Raw genomic sequence first — 18,138 nt, 5'->3', positions numbered from 1 at the left:
GAACTCACATGAAGCTCGAACACCCGGATCGCCTGATGAACCGCACTTCCCTGTCACTCGCCGCGCTCGAATGCCACGACGCATTCGCCGAGCGGCACATCGGCCCCGATGAAGCGGACCAGCGCGCGATGCTCGAAGCGCTCGGTTTCGCGTCGCGTGCGGCCTTCATCGACGCGGTGATTCCTGAATCGATCCGCCGCAAGGAAACGCTGCCGCTCGGCGCGTTCACGCAGCCGAAGAGCGAAGCGGAAGCGCTCGCGTCGCTGCGCCGGCTGGCGGACGAGAATCTGGTGTTTCGAACCTACATCGGCCAGGGTTATTACGGCACGCACACGCCGGCGGTGATCCTGCGCAACGTGCTCGAAAATCCGGCGTGGTACACGGCTTACACGCCGTATCAGCCGGAGATTTCGCAAGGCCGTCTGGAAGCGCTGCTCAATTTCCAGCAGATGGTGATGGACCTGACCGGCCTTGCGATGGCGAACGCCTCGCTGCTCGACGAAGCAACGGCCGCAGCCGAAGCGATGACGCTGCTGCAACGCGTCGGCAAGCCGAAATCGAACGTGTTCTACGTCGCCGATGACGTGCTGCCGCAGACCATCGAAGTGGTGAAGACGCGCGCGAAGCCCGCGGGCATCGAAGTGAAGGTCGGCCCGGCCGCGGATGCTGCGAGCGCGAACGCGTTCGGCGTGCTGCTGCAATACCCCGGCGCGAATGGCGATGTGCGCGACTATCGCGCGCTCGCGGAAGCAATCCACGCGGCGGGCGGCCATGTCGTCGCGGCGGCGGATCTGCTCGCGCTGACGCTCATCACGCCGCCGGGCGAATGGGGCGCGGATGTCGCAATCGGCAATACGCAGCGTTTCGGCGTGCCGGTCGGCTTCGGCGGGCCGCATGCGGCGTACATGGCCGTGCGCGACGAATTCAAGCGCCAGATGCCGGGGCGTCTCGTCGGCGTGACCGTCGATGCGCAAGGCAATTCCGCGCTGCGCCTCGCGCTGCAAACGCGTGAACAGCACATTCGCCGCGAAAAGGCGACGTCGAACGTCTGCACGGCGCAAGCGCTGCTCGCGATCATGGCCAGCATGTATGCCGTCTATCATGGCCCGCGCGGCCTGAAGACGATCGCGTTGCGCGTGAACCGCGTGGCGTCCATTTTTGCGGCCGGCGTGAAGAAGCTCGGCTATGCGATCGCCAACGACACGTTCTTCGACACGATCACGATCGACAGCGGCGCGAGCACGACCGCGCTGCATCAGGCTGCGTACGCCGCGCATATCAACCTGCGCCACGTGAGCGCGACGCAAGTCGGCGTATCGCTCGATGAAACCACCACGCGCGACGACCTGCTCAAGCTCTTCGCGCTGTTCGCCGAAGTCGCGGGCAAGACCGAAACGTTCGATATCGACGCGCTCGATCAGGCCGCAGCCGATCCGCTGCCGGCGCAACTACATCGCACGAGCGCGTACCTCACGCATCCGGTCTTCAATCGCCATCACTCCGAACACGAAATGCTGCGCTATCTGCGCAGCCTCGCCGACAAGGATCTCGCGCTCGACCGCACGATGATCCCGCTCGGCTCCTGCACGATGAAGCTCAACGCGACATCCGAAATGCTGCCCGTCACGTGGCCCGAGTTCGCGCAGATTCACCCGTTTGCGCCCGGCGAGCAAACGGTCGGCTATCGCACGATGATCGATCAGCTCGAACAGATGCTCGTCGCGTGCACGGGTTACGCGGCTGTTTCGCTGCAGCCGAACGCCGGCTCGCAAGGCGAATACGCGGGGCTGCTCATCATCCACGCGTATCACGAATCGCGCGGCGAAGGGCATCGCAATGTGTGCCTGATTCCGGCGTCCGCGCACGGCACGAATCCGGCGTCGGCGCAGATGGCGGGCATGCAGGTCGTCGTCGTCGCGTGCGATTCGAACGGCAACGTCGATATCGAAGATCTGAAGGCGAAGGCCGAAAAGCATTCAGCGAATCTCGCGTCGATCATGATCACGTATCCGTCGACGCACGGCGTATTCGAGCGCAACGTCCGCGAGATTTGCGACATCGTGCATTCGCACGGCGGCCAGGTGTATGTCGACGGCGCGAACATGAACGCCATGGTCGGCCTGTGCGCGCCTGGCCAGTTCGGCGGCGACGTGTCGCACCTGAACCTGCACAAGACGTTCTGCATTCCGCACGGCGGCGGCGGGCCGGGTGTCGGTCCGGTTGCAGTCGGCGCGCATCTGGCGAAGTTCCTGCCGAATCAGGCATCCACGGGTTACAAGCGCGACGACGCGGGCATCGGCGCGGTGTCGTCGGCGCCTTACGGCTCGGCCGCGATCTTGCCGATCTCGTGGATGTACATCGCGATGATGGGCGCGCAAGGTCTCACTGCCGCCACCGAAAGCGCGATCCTCGCGGCGAACTATGTCGCCAAGCGTCTCGCGCCGCACTATCCGGTGCTGTACAGCGGCGCGGGCGGACTCGTCGCGCACGAGTGCATTCTCGACGTTCGGCCGATCAAGGAATCGAGCGGCATCTCGGTGGAAGACGTGGCGAAGCGCCTGATCGACTACGGCTTCCACGCGCCGACGATGAGCTTCCCCGTGCCCGGCACGCTGATGGTCGAGCCGACGGAATCGGAATCGAAGGAAGAGCTCGACCGCTTCATCGACGCGATGATCGCGATCCGCGAGGAAATCCGTGCGGTGGAAGAAGGCCGCGCCGATCGCGAGGACAACGTGCTGAAGAACGCGCCGCACACGGCGACGGTCGTCGCGGCGGATGACTGGACGCACACGTACACGCGCGAGGCGGCGGCGTATCCGGTGAAGTCTCTGGTGGCGCGCAAGTACTGGTCGCCGGTCGGACGCGCGGATAACGCGTATGGCGATCGCAATCTGATGTGCTCGTGCGTGCCCGTATCGGAGTACGCGGACGAGTAAGGCATCGCGAAGGACCTGAGAGGGCGCCGCCCGGAAGCGTAAAGCATTGTCGGGCGGTTTTGCGGCGCGTTCCAGAACAGCTAACATCTCACCCCGGACCAAAAAGCCAAACCAGGGAGTTCACATGGCGTTCAAGGTGCGAGAGGTGAAAGGGACGATCCGCGCGCGCGCGGCGCGAGCGATGCTCGGCGCGCTGCTCGTCGCCGCGTCGTCCGCGCAGGCCGCGATGAATTTCTGCGCCGCGCCCGCGATGCAGACGAGCGAACGCACCAATGCCGATCCCGGTGTGAAGGCGCTGGTGAAGATGGTGCAATCGCACGTGAACGATCAGCCGAAGGCGCGCGCGAAGCTGCACACCGAAGGCACGCTGCCGCACGAGGGCATCTACGACGAGAGCGTCGAAGCGGAGAAAGACCTCGGCCTCATGCGCGATGCCGCACTCGCGTGGCGCGCGACCGGCGACGAGCGCTATCTGCGGCTCGTCGACCGCTTCCTGTTCGCGTGGACGACGACCTATCAGCCGAGCTTCAATCCGATCGACGAGACGAACTTCGAATCGTTGATCCTGGCGTACGACCTCACGGCGAGCGCCTTGCCGGTCAAGACGCGCAACGCGGCGAACGCGTTCATCACGAAAATGGTGAACGGCTACATCGCCGACATGGACAAGCAGCCCCGGCCGCTCACCGGCAATTACCGGAACAACTGGCAGAGCCATCGCGTGAAGCTGGTGGCGATGGGCGCGTTCACCATCGACGACCGCAAGCTCATCAATGCGGCGCAGCGGCTTTTCGTCGAGCATATCGGCGACAACATCGCGCCGGACGGATCGACGGTCGATTTCGCCGAACGCGATGCGCTTCGCTACGTGACGTACGATCTTCAGCCGCTCGTGACGGCGGCGCTCGCCGCGCGGCGGCACAACCGCAACTGGCTGCCGGAGCGCGCGCAGTCGGGCGCGACGCTCGCCGAGGCGCTCAACTGGCTCACGCCCTACGCGCTCGGCACGAAGACGCACGATGAATTCGTGAAGTCGTCCGTGCCGTTCGACGCCAAGCGTCGCGAGGCGGGCTTGCCGGGTTTCTCGGGTCAGTGGGATCCGAAGAACGCGGCGGAACTCTTTCATCTGGCGGCGCGGCTTGACGGCCGCTACGCGCCGGTCGCGCTGCGGCTTGCACCGACCCCGCCCGCCTGGCTCGCGGTGTGTCTGCCGCTGCCGGCGCGCTAACTCTTACACGCAGGAGCAGTCATGGCAGTCAGCGTATTCGACCTCTTCAAAGTCGGCATCGGACCTTCGAGCTCGCACACTGTCGGACCGATGCGCGCAGCATTAATGTTCGCGCAGGGGCTCGAGCGCGACGGGCTGCTGGAACCGACCGCATCGGTGAAATGCGAGTTGTACGGCTCGCTCGGCGCGACGGGCAAGGGCCACGGCACGGACCGCGGCGTGATGCTCGGCCTGATGGGGGATGCGCCCGATACCGTCGATGCTTCGAGCATCGTTCCGCGACTCGAAGCGGTGCGTGCGTCGAAGACGCTCGCGTTGCTCAACAAGCGCAAGATTCCGTTCACGATCAAGGAAAACATCGCGTTCTATCGGCAGGCGCTGCCGGAGCATCCGAACGGCATGAAGCTCTACGCGTTCGATGCGGACGGCGCGTTGCTGCGCGAAGCGACGTACCTGTCGGTGGGCGGCGGATTCGTCGTGACGGCAGGCGCGGCGAACACGGCGGTGCTGACGGCGCACGAGCAGTTGCCGTATCCGTTCCATACCGGCGACGAGCTGATGAAGATGTGCGCTGAATCGGGCAAGTCGATCGCGCAGTTGATGTGGGAAAACGAGCGCGTCTGGCGCAGCGAGGACGAGATTCGCACGGGCCTTTTGCGCATCTGGGACGTGATGCAGGATTGCGTCGCGCGCGGCTGCGGTATCGGCAATCCGGATGCGGAAGGGCACTTGCCGGGACCGTTTCAGGTGAAGCGGCGCGCGCCGCAGTTGTACAAGGCGCTGGCGGGCAAACCGGAGCAGGCCTTGCGCGATCCGCTTTCGATGATCGACTGGATCAATCTCTACGCGATCGCGGTGAATGAAGAGAATGCGATCGGCGGGCGCGTCGTCACGGCGCCGACCAATGGCGCGGCGGGGATCATTCCTGCGGTGCTGCATTACTACGACCGGTTCGTGCCGGGGTCGAACACGCAGGGCGTCATCGATTTTCTGCTGACGGCGGCCGCGATCGGCATTCTGTACAAGATGAATGCTTCCATCTCCGGCGCGGAAGTCGGATGTCAGGGGGAAGTCGGCGTCGCCTGTTCGATGGCGGCGGGCGCGTTGGCCGCGGTGCAAGGTGGAACACCGGCGCAGGTGGAGAACGCAGCCGAGATCGGGATGGAGCATAACCTCGGGCTGACGTGCGATCCGGTCGGCGGGATGGTGCAGATTCCGTGCATCGAGCGCAATGCGATGGGTTCCGTGAAAGCCGTCAACGCCGCGCGCATGGCGATGCGCGGGGACGGGTCGCATTACGTTTCGCTCGATTCGGTCATCAAGACGATGCGGGAGACCGGCGCGGATATGAAGACCAAATACAAGGAAACTTCGCGCGGTGGGTTGGCGGTGAATATTGTGGAGTGTTGAGCAAAAGCGTGGACGGCCTGTCCACGCTCACAGCGAGACGCAAGCTCACGCCCCAATCAAATTCACCACCTTCACATTCCTGGTATCCGGCACTTCCGCATAAGACAGCACCTTCAACTGCGGCAGGCTCCTGCGCAGAAACCTCGCCAGCATCGCGCGCAGCGAGTGCTGCACGAGCAACACCGGCGGCAATCCCAGATTCTGCTGACGCATGATCGCGTTCTGCGTCGAGTTCATCAGCGTCTGTGCGAGGCCCGGCTCGAGCCCGGGATTGGTCCCCGTCGACAAAGCCTGCGACAACACCCGTTCCAGCGTCGGATCGAGGCCCATCACCTGTAGATCGTCGGTGCCCGGATACCACTGCTGCGTGATCGCGCGGCCGAGCGCGAGACGGACCGCCGCCGTGAGATCGTATGGATCGGACATGCGCGGCGCATGCTCCTGCAACGCGTCCAGGATCGTGCGCATGTCGCGGATCGGCACACTTTCGTCGAGCAGATTCTGCAACACCTTCTGCAGCGTCGTGAGCGACAGCACCTTCGGCACCAGATCGTCCGTGAGCGGCGGCGTGTCCTTGCCGATGCGCTCCAGCAGCGCCTGCACTTCCTGTCGCCCGAGCAACTCGGCCGCATGCGTTACCACGAGATGATTCAAATGCGTCGCGACGACCGTGCTCGCATCGACGACCGTGTAGCCGTACACCTGCGCCTGCTCGCGCAGATTCGTGTCGATCCACACCGCCGGCAGGCCGAATGCCGGATCCTGCGTCTGCGCGCCCGGCAGGGCAGCCGATACCTGACCCGGATTGATCGCGAGCCACTGGCCCGGGAAGGCTTCGCCAACACCGACCTCGACGCCCTTCAGCGCAATGCGATAGCCATTCGGCCGAAGTTCGAGATTGTCGCGAATGTGAATGACCGGCGGCAGAAAGCCGATTTCCTGCGCGAACTTCTTGCGAATTCCCTTGATACGCTTGAGCAACTCGCCGTCGCTGTTGCGATCGACGAGCGGAATCAGCCGATACCCCACTTCCAGCCCGAGCGGATCGATGAGCGATACATCCTCCCAGCTCGCCTCCGCATTCTCCGCCGACGCGGCTGCGGCGCTTGCCGCGAGCGGCGTGACATCGGTGACGGCGCTCGCTTTCTTCTTCGCCTCGGCGCGCTTGTTCATCGAGCGCGCGGCGTAGATGAGACCGCCGCCGAGCAGCATGAACGCGAAGTGCGGCATGCCCGGAATCAATCCCATGACGCCGATGATCACGCCCGTGATCATCAGCACGCGCGGATTCTGGAACAACTGGCCGGTAAGCTGCGTGCCGATGTCCTCTTCTGTCGCGACACGCGACACGATCACGCCCGCCGCCGTCGAGATGATGAGCGACGGAATCTGCGCGACGAGGCCGTCGCCGATGGTCAGCAGCGTGTAGTTGGTCGCCGCGTGCGCGAAGTCCATGTCGTGCTGAAGCATGCCGACGATCAGCCCGCCCACCACGTTGATCACCATGATCAGAAGACCGGCGATCGCATCGCCGCGCACGAACTTGCTCGCACCATCCATCGAGCCGTAGAACTCGGCTTCCTGCGCCACGCCTTGCCGGCGCTTCTTCGCGGTTTCCTCGTTGATGAGGCCTGCGTTCAGGTCGGCGTCGATGGCCATCTGCTTGCCGGGCATCGCGTCGAGGGTGAAGCGCGCGCCCACTTCCGCGATACGCCCCGCGCCCTTCGTGATCACCATGAAGTTGATGATCATCAGGATCACGAACACGACGATACCGACCGCGAAGTTTCCGCCGACGAGAAAGTGCCCGAACGATTCGATCACCTGGCCCGCGGCGTCGGGGCCGGTGTGGCCTTCGAGCAGCACGATACGCGTCGACGCGACGTTCAGCGACAGCCGCAGCAGCGTCGAGAACAGCAGCACGCTCGGGAATGCCGCGAAGTCGAGCGGCTTTTGCGTGTACATGCTGACGAGCAGCACCATCACCGCCAGCGCGATGTTGAAGGTGAACAGCAGGTCGAGCAGGAACGCCGGCAGGGGCAGAATCATCATGCCCAAAATCATGCAGATCAGGATCGGGCCGGCGAGCGCCCGAAGGTTCTGCGACCCCAGCGCGTCGGGCCGTTTGGCGAAAAATCCAGCGCGCGCGTTCATGCGGCGGCTCCCTTGTCAGTGTTGTCGCCGGCCAGGGCCTCTGCGGCTTCCTGTTCGGCCTCGGCGTCGGTTACGCCGCCTTTGTCGAGTTCCTTCGGCACGTCGAGATCGGACGGTTCGTCCGGCGCGATGCCGCCATCTTCCTTGTAGCGCTTGAGCTGATAGACCCACGCCAGCACCTGCGCGACCGCGCCATAGAGCGCGCCCGGAATCTCGCGATTGATCTCGACGTTGTGATACAGCGCACGCGCGAGCGGCGGCGCTTCGAGCAGCGGCACGTTGTGCTCGCGGCCCAGTTCGCGGATGCGCGCCGCGACCAGATTCACGCCCTTCGCGACGACTTTCGGCGCGCGCATCTGGCCGTCCGTGTACTTCAGCGCGACGGCGAAGTGCGTCGGGTTCGTGACGATCACATCGGCGGTCGGAATCGCCTGCATCATGCGGCGGCGGGCGGCCGCGCGCTGCTGTGCGCGAATCTTGCCCTTGATGTGCGGATCGCCTTCGTTTTCCTTGTGCTCGCGCTTCACTTCTTCCTTGCTCATGCGCAGCTTCTTCGCGTGCGAGTAGAGCTGGTACGGCACGTCGATGGCCGCGACGAGAAAGAGCCCGCCGATCGCCATGCCGCAGCACACGAAGATCAGGTGCATCGCGTCGGCGAGCGCGAGATCGAGCGGCTTCGTCAGCAGGCCGAGCACTTCGGCCTTGCGGCTCCATATCGCCGAGCCCGCCATGCCGCCGACGACGATCGTCTTCAATACCGACATGCCGAGCTGAACCGGCCCTTGCATCGAAAAGATCTTGCCGAGGCCGCTGACCGGATTCAGGCGCCCGAAGTTCGGCGCAAGCGGCTTCGTCGTGATGAGCCAGCCGCCGAGGGCCATCGGCGCGGCGAGCGCGGCGAAAGCCGTCAGCAGCAGAACCGGCAGCACCGCGAACAGACCTTCCTTGCTCGCGTTTGCCGCGCCGATCATCATCTGGCGCGAGTCGAGCACGGTCGCGTGATCGAAGGTGAACGCGCCGCGCAGGATCGACTGCAAATGCTGGCTCATTGCTCCCGACAAACCCCACACGCCGAAAAATCCCGCCGAAAGGAGAGCGAACGACGCGAGTTCCCGCGAACGCGCAACCTGGCCTTCCTCCCGCGCCTTTTCCAGGCGCTTGGGAGTGGCTGATTCGGTTTTTTCGAGATCGCTTTCTTCTGCCACCGGGCCTTACTCCGTTGTTTCCATCGTTTGCACGTGCGAGCGGCGCGAAGCCGCTTTTTGATGAAAGCGATTATTGCGGAAGGCGTCGAGCGGCCATCGGCGGATAAAGCCGGGGAAAAGGGGGTTATTCGCTAGATGAAAGCGCGGGAAACGAAAGCGGCGCGTGCCTCGCGGGAAGCACGCGCCGTTCGGCAAAGCGAAAAAAAGCGGCGGTCAGGCGCCGGGCACGCGGCCATCCGGGCCGTAGAAACCGCTCTTCGACGGCGCGACCTGCAAGGCGGCGAGCGCCTTGCGGTTGTATTCCATGCGTGTGCGGATCAGCACGCCGTTGTTGTTGTTGCCCTGTTTCGCGCGTCGAGCGGCGGCGGTGAGCAGCGCCCATTGCGCGGCGATCGCGCTGTCGTCCGCGGCGGCGGCTTCCATGCCGACGAAGCCGCCGGGAAAACCGAGCGCCTTCAACTGCTCGTCGCGCGCCTTTTCGAGTGCGGAGATGCGCTCGGTGAGCGCGGTCTTGTTCTCGATGATTTCAGGCAGCGCCGGAAGCGGCTGCGCGGCGATCAGCGCCTTTTCCTCATCGACGAGGAGGGATTCGAAAGCCTGAACAGCGGCGACTTCTTCGGTGACAGTGGCAAGCAGGGCGTCTCTCATTGCATCGCTCGAATAGCGGTTTCACAAAAGCCGCCGGTGCAAGAACGCCGCTCGCCGCCGCGCGCCTGTTTCGCACAGACGCGCAAGGGTCACTACGTTCAGCCGCCGGTCGGCGGGGTTCTCGTTTGCAGCAGGTCGCGGGCGGTGCTGAGAATGCCGTCGGCGATCTTGCTCGTGTCCATCTTCAGGCTGCCGTCGCGGATCGCGGCCTTGATCGACTCGACTTTCGCCGTGTCGATGTCCGAGCCGTTCGATGCGCGCAGGTCCGTCGACAGCGGCGACAAGCTCACCGTCGAATTCGTCGCCGTGCCCGTGCCCGATTGCTGCACGGTGCCAGCGGCGCCCTTCGCGTCGTTTTGCGACGCGCGCTGCAGGTTGTCTTGAAGGCCTGCCAGAGTGGTGTTGCTATTCGATTCGATTTTCACGATGTCCATTCCCGAACGTGTTGAGTCCTTTATCGGCGAGGGTGCTTGAAAACTTTACCCTGCCGGGGGACTGCCAACTGCCGTTCGGCGCGCTCATCGCCCTGAACGCCTTGTCTGGCGGGCATTCAGCGCATTTGCAACAAAATGAAACAAACGTGGGGAACCGAACATAGCCCGCTTCAGAGGGCGATTTCCACCGTCTGACTGTCCTTCACGATGCCGGTGATGATCTGACCGCCGGCCGTTTTTACGCGCACTTGCTGGCCGGGCGCCGCGTTGTTCATCGCGGTGCCTTCGGCCGAAATCGAAAACCCGGAGCCGTCGGCGACGACGTGCACGTTCTGGCCGATGGCGACCGAGCTTGCCGCGCGCAGCATGTCCGTGCGCAGCGGCAGGCCTGCGGGCACGCGCGACAGCGCGACCGCGCCGACAGCCTGCGCCGGATCGGTGACGATGGCCTGCGGCATCGCGGTGATGTCGCCTTCGCGGGCGACGAGATCGGCGTTGCCCAGCACCTCGCCTGGCGCGATTGCGCGCGCCGCTGTATAGAACGTGGCGTTGATCGACACGCGCGCCTGCACATAGAGTGTCCACGGGCGCTCGCCGACGCAGCGCACGCCGACGGTCATGCGGCCCCAGAGGCGCGCGCCGGTCGGCATGAACGGATCGAGCGCGGAGCAGGCGGCGAGGCCGCGCGGGAAAACGGGCGTGACGGTGATCTCGACCTTGCCCGGCAAGCCGGCCGCCTGCTGCTGCAGAAAGTTGAACGCGGCGACGCGGATCGATTCGCCGTCCTGCATCGCGGCGGGCGCTTGCGGCGATGCGGCGGCGGGCGCGGCTGCTGCCGCGGTCGACGGATTGAAGCTCACGCGTCGCATCGGCGAAGCGGCGCCGACGGGCGTCGCGGGACTCGCCGCGACAGGCTTTGAATTCGCGCCGCGGGCGACGCCATCTTCGCGTGTCACGACAACGGGCATCACATCGCGCGAAACCGAAACCGATGCGGCGGGCGCTCTCGCGAGCGCGGGAGCCGCGACCGGCGCGCGCGCGGGCTTCGCCTCGCCCGGTCCGGGAATGACGATCATGCCGCTCGCGTCGTTCATCGAGTCGTCGGCGGCGTCGGCGCGGGCGTCCAGTTCGAGCGCGGCGTTGCGCATCGCGGCGTCGGCGGCTTTCGTCGCGGCGCGATAGCCGCTCGAACGCGCGATTTCGGGTGCGGCGGGCGCCGCGACGGGAACCGCGGCACGCGAAACGGGCGCATTCAGGTTCTTCGCCATGTCGGCCGCCGCGGCCGGATTGGTCTCGGCGTTGCCGGGGATGACGATCGGGCCGTCGCTCTGCTGCGCAAGCGCGCCCGCCGCGACGCTCATGAACAGCGACACGCCGGCCAGAACGCGCAGCGAGCGGCGCGCGAGCGTCATAGCGACGCGAGCCGTAGGGTTCGATGCACGCTTCGCCGACCTGCTCATCAACTTTCTCCGTACGTGATCCGAATCGAGCCGCAAACACGCGGCGGCTCCTAACGAAACGAATTCTAGATATCGGCCGCTGCGGGCAAGCGTCGAATAGAGGCCCCGTTTCCCGGTTATTCGTCGGATTAGTTATTGCGCGCCGCTCCTAAGATGCGTGTCATGCAAAAAGGCCTCGGCGCTGCCGACAGGAGAAACCGGAATGCTAGACAGACTCGACAAGGAATTCGCTTTTGGCCGTGAGGCGCTCGATGTGCGCGCGTATCGGCAGGAATTGCTGTCGTCGAATATCGCCAACGCCGACACGCCCGGCTACAAGGCGCGCGACGTCGATTTCTCGAGCGCGCTCGCGGGCGCGCTCAAGCAGGGCGGCGGCGCCACGAACAATCCGACGCTGAAGATGGCGCAGCCCGTGAGCGTGAGCGCGAGCGGCGGCCTGGCGACGACGGCCAAAGGCCACATGAGCGGCACGTCGACGCTGTCCGCATCAGGCGGTTCGAGCGACGACTACGGCAAGCTCGCGTACCGCGTGCCGAGCCAGCCGTCGCTCGACGGCAACACGGTCGACCTCGACGCCGAGCGCGTGCAGTTCGCGGACAACGCGCTGCACTTCGAGGCGGGCATGACGGTGCTGTCGTCGCAGATCAAGTCGATGCTCTCGGCGATCACATCGAACAGTTAACGCCGTGGCTCCCGCCCGGCATGGGGCCGGAGCCACGGCGCCGAAGCGCCGACTCCACCCGGAAAAGGATTAGCGATGCCCTCTTTGATGAACATTTTCAACGTCGCCGGCTCGGCGATGTCCGCCCAGGCGCAGCGCCTGAACGTCACCGCGTCGAACCTCGCAAACGCGGACAGCACGACCGGCCCGGACGGTCAGCCGTACAAGGCGAAACAGGTCGTCTTCGCGGTCGATCCGCTCGGCGGCGCGCGCACCGCGTCGGGCCAGCAGGTCGGCGGCGTGCAGGTGACCGGCGTGATCGACGATCCGAGCCCGATGAAAACCAGCTACGACCCGAGCAACCCGGCGGCAAACGCGGACGGCTACGTGACGCTGCCCAACGTGGATCCGGTGCAGGAGATGGTCAACATGATTTCCGCTTCGCGTTCCTATCAGGCGAACGTCGAAACGCTGAACACCGCCAAGCAATTGATGCTCAAGACCCTGACCATCGGAACCTGATCAAGACTTCAAGGAACACAACGTGAGCTCCTCCAGCACCACTATCGGCAGCAACGGCACGACCGTCTCGCAGACGCTGCTCGACACCATGAACGGCGCGTCGTCGAGTTCGTCGGCGTCTTCGTCGAGCTCGGCGACCGGCGCGCAGTCGGCGTCGGATCTGCAGAACACCTTTCTCACGCTGCTCGTGACGCAGCTCAAGAATCAGGATCCGACCAACCCCGCCGACAGCTCGCAGATGACCTCGCAGCTCGCGCAGATCAACACGGTGACGGGCATCGGCCAGTTGAACACGTCGCTGTCCTCGCTCGCGACGCAGCTTTCCGCCGGCCAGCAGACGCAGGCCGCGCTGCTCATCGGCTCGAACGTGCTCGCGGCGGGCAACAGCGTGACCGTGTCGAAGGGCGCGTCGTCGAGCTTCGGCGTGCAACTGGCAAACGACGTGAGCGACCTGCAGATCGTCGTGAAGAATTCGTCGGGCCAGATCGTCAACACGCTCGATCTAGGCGCGCAGGGCGCAGGCGTCGTGCCGGTAACAGGCTGGACGCCGGTCGATTCGAAGGGCGCCACGCTCGCCGACGGCAGCTACACGATCACTGCGCAAGGCACGATCAACGGCCAGCAGGCGACCGCGACGACGCTGTCGGCTTCGCAGGTGCAAAGCGTCGTGCAGATGTCGGGTGGTGCGCCGGGTCTGAAGCTCGCGAACGGTTCGACGGTTGCGTTGACGAGCGTCGCTTCGATTCTCTGATTCCCCATTCATTTAGGGCGAGCGTGGTCTCGTCACGGAGATACATCAAATGAGTTACCAACAAGCACTGAGCGGTCTGGGCGCCGCATCGAGCGACCTCGACGTGATCGGCAACAACATCGCGAACGCGAACACGGTCGGCTTCAAGCAAGGCGCGGCGCAGTTCGCCGACATGTATGCAAGCTCGATGGCCACGGCCGTCAGCAACCAGATCGGCATCGGCACGCGTCTCGCCGAAGTGCAGCAGCAGTTCTCGCAGGGCACGATCACCACGACCAACCAGGCGCTCGACGTCGCGATCAACGGCAACGGTTTCTATCAGTTGTCGAACAACGGCTCGATCGTGTACTCGCGCAACGGCGTGTTCCATCTCGACAACAACGGCAACATCGTCAATTCGTCGGGGCTGCAACTCATGGGCTACGCGGCGGATTCGGGCGGCGTCGTCAACAGCGCGAGCACGGTGCCGCTCACGGTGCCGACGGCGAACATCGCGCCGACCGCAACCAAGACGATCACCGCCGCGTTCAACCTGAATTCGCAGGACGACGTCAAGGCAGCCGCCGACTTCGATCCGACCAACGGCAACACCTACAACGCGTCGACGTCCGTCGATGCGTACGACTCGCTCGGCGGCACGCAGAAGGTGTCGGTGTATTTCACGAAGTCGAGCACCAACACGTGGGAAGCGTTCGCGGGCTACGGCGATCCGGTCACGCAGAAGACGGACCTCGGCCCCGTCACGTTCGACGCATCGGGCAACATGACCTCGGGCAAGACGTTCACGTTCACCATCCCGAACGGCGCCGATCCGACGCCCGGCGCGACGCAGACGCTGACGCTCGATCTCTCCGGCACGACGCAGTACGGCGCGAAGAGCGGTCTCACGAACCTGCATCAGGACGGCAACAGCACGGGCGAACTGACGGGCTTCACGGTCGGCACCGACGGCATGCTGACCGGCAACTACTCGAACGGCGAAACCAAGGCGCTCGGCCAGATCGCGATCGCGAACTTCAACAACCAGAACGGCCTGCAGAACCTCGGCGGCAACGTGTACGCGCAGACGGCGGCGTCGGGCGCGGCGCAAGTCTCGGTGCCGGGCTCGACCAACCACGGCACGCTGCAGGGCGGCGCGGTGGAGAACTCGAACGTCGACCTGACGAGCGAGCTCGTGAATCTGATCACCGCGCAGCGCAACTATCAGGCGAACGCGCAGACCATCAAGACACAGCAGACCGTCGATCAGACGCTGATCAATCTGTAAGCATCGTTCGCACGCACTAGACGCATCAGGAAAGAAGGAAGCGATTCATGGACCGTCTGATCTACACCGCGATGACTGGCGCAAGCCAGGCGCTCGAGCAGCAAGCCGTCGTGGCGAACAACCTCGCGAACGCGTCGACCACGGGTTTCAAGGCGCAGCTCGCGGCGTTCCGCCAGGTGCCGATGTCGTTCGAGAACCAGTCCGCCGATGGCACGACGCGCACTTTCGTGCTGTCGTCCACGCCGAACGCGGACTACTCGGCGGGGCCGGTGCAGCAGACCGGCAATCCGCTCGATGTCGCAATTCAAGGACCCGGCTGGCTGTCCGTGCAGGCGGCGGACGGCAGCGAGGCTTACACGCGCGCGGGCAACCTGCACGTCGATCAGAACGGCCAGCTCGTCACGGCGAACAACCAGCCGGTGCTCGGCGGCGGCGGCCCGCTGTCGATTCCGCCGGGCGCTGAAGTCACGATCGGCAAGGACGGCACGATCTCCGCGCTGATTCCGGGTGACCCGCCGACGGCAATCGCGGTCGTGGATCAGCTGAAGCTCGTCAATCCCGATCCGGCGACGCTCACGCGCGGCGACGATGGCCTCTTCCGGACCGCGACCGGCGACCCCGCCGATGCGGACCCGAGCGTGGTCGTCGCGGGCGGCGCGCTCGAAGGCAGCAACGTGAACCCGGTCTCCGCGATGGTCTCGATGATCACCAACGCGCGGCAGTTCCAGATGCAGACCAAGCTGATGGAATCGGCCGATCAGAACGAACAGTCGGCCAACAAGCTGCTCAACTTCTCTTGAGCGGCGAACGCAAGCTACACAGGACACGAAAGACATGAATCGCTCTCTCTACATCGCCGCGACCGGCATGAACGCGCAACAGGCGCAAATGGACGTGATCTCCAACAACCTCGCTAACGTGGGCACGAACGGCTTCAAGGGCTCGCGTGCGGTGTTCGAGGATCTGCTGTACCAGACCACGCGCCAGCCGGGTGCGAACTCTACGCAGCAAACCGAGTTGGCATCGGGCGTCCAGCTCGGCACCGGCGTGCAACAGGTCGCAACGGAGCGCCTCTACACCCAGGGCAATCTGCAGCAGACCGGCAACTCGAAGGACGTCGCGATCAACGGCCAGGGCTTCTTTCAGGTGACGATGCCCGACGGCACGACCGCCTACACGCGCGACGGCTCGTTCCAGACCAACGCGCAAGGCCAGCTCGTCACGTCGAGCGGGTATCAGCTGAACCCGGCCATCACGATTCCGCAAAATGCGACGGCGATCACCATCGGCTCGGACGGCACGGTGTCGATCACGCAGCCAAACAGCACGGCCAGCACGACGGTCGGCTCGATTCAGCTCGCGACCTTCATCAACCCGGCCGGTCTCGAAGCGCGCGGTGAAAACCTGTTCTCCGAAACGGGCAGCTCGGGCGCGCCGAACGTCTCCCAGCCGGGCCTGAACGGCGCGGGCTCGCTGCAGCAAGGTTACGTTGAAGCGTCGAACGTGAATGTCGTGCAGGAACTGGTGAACATGATCCAGACGCAGCGTGCCTACGAGATCAACAGCAAGGCCGTGACCACGTCCGACCAGATGCTGCAGACGCTCTCGCAGATGCAGGTTTAACGCTTCATACGAGTCACCAAGATGTCGCCTACTCAAATCCTCTCGCGTGCAACGATTGCCGCGCTCATTGCAGCGCTCGGCGCGTGCGGCCTCGTGCCGAAAGAGCCGATCGTCCAGCAGCCGATGACCGCGCGTCCGCCGCAACCGCCCGTCGGCACGCGTTCGCCGGGCGCGATCTACAACGCGGGCTACGCGGGCCGGCCGTTGTTCGAAGACCAGCGGCCGCGCAACGTGGGCGACATCCTGACCATCGTGATCTCGGAAAACGTCAACGCGACGAAGTCGTCGGCGGCGAACACCAACCGCGCCGGCAACGGCTCGTTCGCCGTGCCGACGACGCCGGGCATCTTCGGCGGTCTCTTCAACAACACGAACCTGTCGGCCACCGGCGCCAACAAGTTCACGGCGGCGGGCGGCGCGAGCGCGGCCAACACGTTCAGCGGCACGCTCACCGTGACGGTCACGGAAGTGATGTCGAACGGCAACCTCATGGTGAGCGGTGAAAAGCAGATGCTCATCAACCAGGGCAACGAATTCGTGCGCTTCTCCGGCGTCGTCAACCCGACGACGATCTCGGGCAGCAACACCGTCTTCTCCACGCAAGTCGCCGACGCGAAGATCGAATATTCGGCGAAGGGTTATATCGACGAAGCTCAGAACATGGGCTGGCTCCAACGCTTCTTCCTCAACGTCGCGCCGTTCTGATCATGAATCCGTTTCTCCGTTTCGTTTCGTTCTCGCTCGCGGCCGCGCTCGTCGCCATAGGCTCTGCGCAGCACGCCCACGCCGAGCGTCTGAAAGACCTCGTCTCGTTCCAGGGCGTGCGTGACAATCCGCTGATCGGCTACGGTCTCGTCGTCGGCCTCGACGGCACCGGCGACCAGACCATGCAGACGCCGTTCACGACGCAGTCGCTCACCAACATGCTCGGCAACCTCGGCATCACGGTGAACCCGGCGACGACGCAGAACATGCAGTTGAAGAACGTCGCCGCCGTGATGGTGACGGCGACGCTGCCGCCGTTCGCGCGCCCAGGCGAAGCGATCGACGTGACCGTGTCCTCGCTCGGCAACGCGAAAAGCCTGCGCGGCGGCACGCTGCTGATGTCGCCGCTGAAGGGTGCGGACGGCCAGGTCTATGCAATGGCGCAGGGCAACCTCGTCGTCGGCGGCGCGGGCGCGAGCGCGAACGGCAGCAAGGTGCAGGTGAACCAGCTCGCGGTCGGGCGCATCTCGGCCGGCGCGATCGTCGAGCGCGCGGTGCCGTCGGCGTTGCAGCAGCAGGGCGGCGTCATGCAGATGGAACTGCGCGAGATGGATTTCGACACGACGCAGCGCATCGTCGCGGCGGTGAACAACCAGTTCGGCATGGGCACGGCGCTCGCGCTCGACGGCCGCACGATTCAACTGCGCGCGCCGCAGGATGCGAGCGAGCAGGTGTCGTTCATGGCGCAGTTGCAGAACATCGACGTGCGTCCGGCGCAGGCCGCCGCGAAGGTGATCCTGAACGCGCGCACCGGCTCGATCGTGATGAACCAGATGGTCACGCTGCAGAACTGCGCGGTCGCACACGGCAACCTGTCGGTGGTCATCAACACGAAGACGGCGGTGAGCCAGCCGGGCGCGTTCTCGAACGGGCAGACGGTCGCGGCGAAGGAATCCTCGATTCAACTGAAGCAGGACAGCGGCGCGCTCAAGATGCTGAGCGCGGGCGCGAACCTCGCGGATGTCGTGAAGGCGCTCAACGCGCTCGGCGCGACGCCGGCGGATCTCATCTCGATCCTTCAGTCGATGAAGGCCGCGGGCGCACTGCGCGCAGACCTCGAAATCATCTAAG

The 18,138-nt window shown here is 64.9% G+C and carries 16 protein-coding genes; 11 read left to right on the top strand and 5 right to left on the bottom strand.

The window, feature by feature from the left end:
- Positions 1-8 precede the first annotated feature (8 nt).
- The 3 genes from gcvP (at position 9) to NCS58_RS00130 (ending at position 5,577) form a co-directional block, all read left to right on the top strand.
- Complete coding sequence (gene gcvP, locus NCS58_RS00140; RefSeq protein WP_250537558.1) at positions 9-2,939, top strand: aminomethyl-transferring glycine dehydrogenase; 2,931 nt, start codon at positions 9-11, stop codon at positions 2,937-2,939.
- Between the two features lie 124 nt (positions 2,940-3,063).
- Positions 3,064-4,167, top strand: a complete 1,104-nt coding sequence (locus NCS58_RS00135) for an alginate lyase family protein (RefSeq protein WP_061116565.1) — start codon at positions 3,064-3,066, stop codon at positions 4,165-4,167.
- 21 nt (positions 4,168-4,188) lie between these two features.
- Positions 4,189-5,577: an L-serine ammonia-lyase gene (locus NCS58_RS00130; protein WP_061116564.1), complete on the top strand. Its 1,389-nt coding sequence runs from the start codon at positions 4,189-4,191 to the stop codon at positions 5,575-5,577.
- Positions 5,578-5,622: 45 nt separating this feature from the next.
- Here NCS58_RS00130 and flhA read toward each other — a convergent pair whose 3' ends face one another.
- From flhA to flgA, 5 genes are all read right to left on the bottom strand, one after another.
- On the bottom strand, positions 5,623-7,731 hold the full coding sequence (flhA, locus tag NCS58_RS00125) for a flagellar biosynthesis protein FlhA (protein WP_250537557.1): 2,109 nt from the start codon (positions 7,729-7,731) through the stop codon (positions 5,623-5,625).
- The gene (gene flhB / locus NCS58_RS00120; RefSeq protein ID WP_061116562.1) at positions 7,728-8,936 is read right to left on the bottom strand and encodes a flagellar biosynthesis protein FlhB; all 1,209 of its coding nucleotides are present in this window, start codon (positions 8,934-8,936) and stop codon (positions 7,728-7,730) included. The genes flhA and flhB overlap by 4 nt, the downstream gene beginning before the upstream one ends.
- Before the next feature lie 213 nt (positions 8,937-9,149).
- The gene (locus NCS58_RS00115; protein WP_061116561.1) at positions 9,150-9,584 is read right to left on the bottom strand and encodes a flagella synthesis protein FlgN; all 435 of its coding nucleotides are present in this window, start codon (positions 9,582-9,584) and stop codon (positions 9,150-9,152) included.
- A gap of 98 nt (positions 9,585-9,682) precedes the next feature.
- On the bottom strand, positions 9,683-10,009 hold the full coding sequence (gene flgM / locus NCS58_RS00110; RefSeq protein ID WP_061116909.1) for a flagellar biosynthesis anti-sigma factor FlgM: 327 nt from the start codon (positions 10,007-10,009) through the stop codon (positions 9,683-9,685).
- Between the two features lie 179 nt (positions 10,010-10,188).
- On the bottom strand, positions 10,189-11,478 hold the full coding sequence (flgA, locus tag NCS58_RS00105) for a flagellar basal body P-ring formation chaperone FlgA (protein WP_250537556.1): 1,290 nt from the start codon (positions 11,476-11,478) through the stop codon (positions 10,189-10,191).
- A gap of 202 nt (positions 11,479-11,680) precedes the next feature.
- Here flgA and flgB point away from each other — a divergent pair, with 202 nt between their 5' ends.
- The 8 genes from flgB (at position 11,681) to NCS58_RS00065 (ending at position 18,137) form a co-directional block, all read left to right on the top strand.
- Positions 11,681-12,160: a flagellar basal body rod protein FlgB gene (flgB, locus tag NCS58_RS00100; protein WP_250537555.1), complete on the top strand. Its 480-nt coding sequence runs from the start codon at positions 11,681-11,683 to the stop codon at positions 12,158-12,160.
- 75 nt (positions 12,161-12,235) lie between these two features.
- Entirely contained in the window at positions 12,236-12,661 is a 426-nt protein-coding gene (gene flgC, locus NCS58_RS00095) for a flagellar basal body rod protein FlgC (RefSeq protein ID WP_035499295.1), read from the top strand.
- 88 nt (positions 12,662-12,749) lie between these two features.
- Positions 12,750-13,412: a flagellar hook assembly protein FlgD gene (locus tag NCS58_RS00090; RefSeq protein ID WP_284502085.1), complete on the top strand. Its 663-nt coding sequence runs from the start codon at positions 12,750-12,752 to the stop codon at positions 13,410-13,412.
- 49 nt (positions 13,413-13,461) lie between these two features.
- Positions 13,462-14,679 carry a flagellar hook protein FlgE gene (gene flgE, locus NCS58_RS00085; RefSeq protein WP_061116557.1) on the top strand — a complete coding sequence of 406 codons (1,218 nt, stop codon included), beginning with the start codon at positions 13,462-13,464 and terminating at the stop codon, positions 14,677-14,679.
- Between the two features lie 47 nt (positions 14,680-14,726).
- Positions 14,727-15,479: a flagellar basal-body rod protein FlgF gene (flgF, locus tag NCS58_RS00080; RefSeq protein WP_250537554.1), complete on the top strand. Its 753-nt coding sequence runs from the start codon at positions 14,727-14,729 to the stop codon at positions 15,477-15,479.
- Between the two features lie 34 nt (positions 15,480-15,513).
- Positions 15,514-16,302 carry a flagellar basal-body rod protein FlgG gene (gene flgG / locus NCS58_RS00075; protein ID WP_250477211.1) on the top strand — a complete coding sequence of 263 codons (789 nt, stop codon included), beginning with the start codon at positions 15,514-15,516 and terminating at the stop codon, positions 16,300-16,302.
- 21 nt (positions 16,303-16,323) lie between these two features.
- A complete protein-coding gene (locus NCS58_RS00070) occupies positions 16,324-17,007 on the top strand; it encodes a flagellar basal body L-ring protein FlgH (protein ID WP_096031949.1) in 684 nt (227 codons plus the stop codon).
- Between the two features lie 2 nt (positions 17,008-17,009).
- Positions 17,010-18,137 (top strand): flagellar basal body P-ring protein FlgI, encoded by a 1,128-nt coding sequence (locus NCS58_RS00065; protein WP_061116553.1) that lies wholly within the window; start codon positions 17,010-17,012, stop codon positions 18,135-18,137.
- The last annotated feature ends 1 nt before the right edge of the window (position 18,138 follow it).

This window comes from Caballeronia sp. INML3B (assembly GCF_023631305.1).
Taxonomy (GTDB): Bacteria; Pseudomonadota; Gammaproteobacteria; order Burkholderiales; family Burkholderiaceae; genus Caballeronia; species Caballeronia turbans.
Note: the sequence above shows the minus strand (reverse complement) of the source record. Positions and strands in the feature narration are given on the sequence as shown.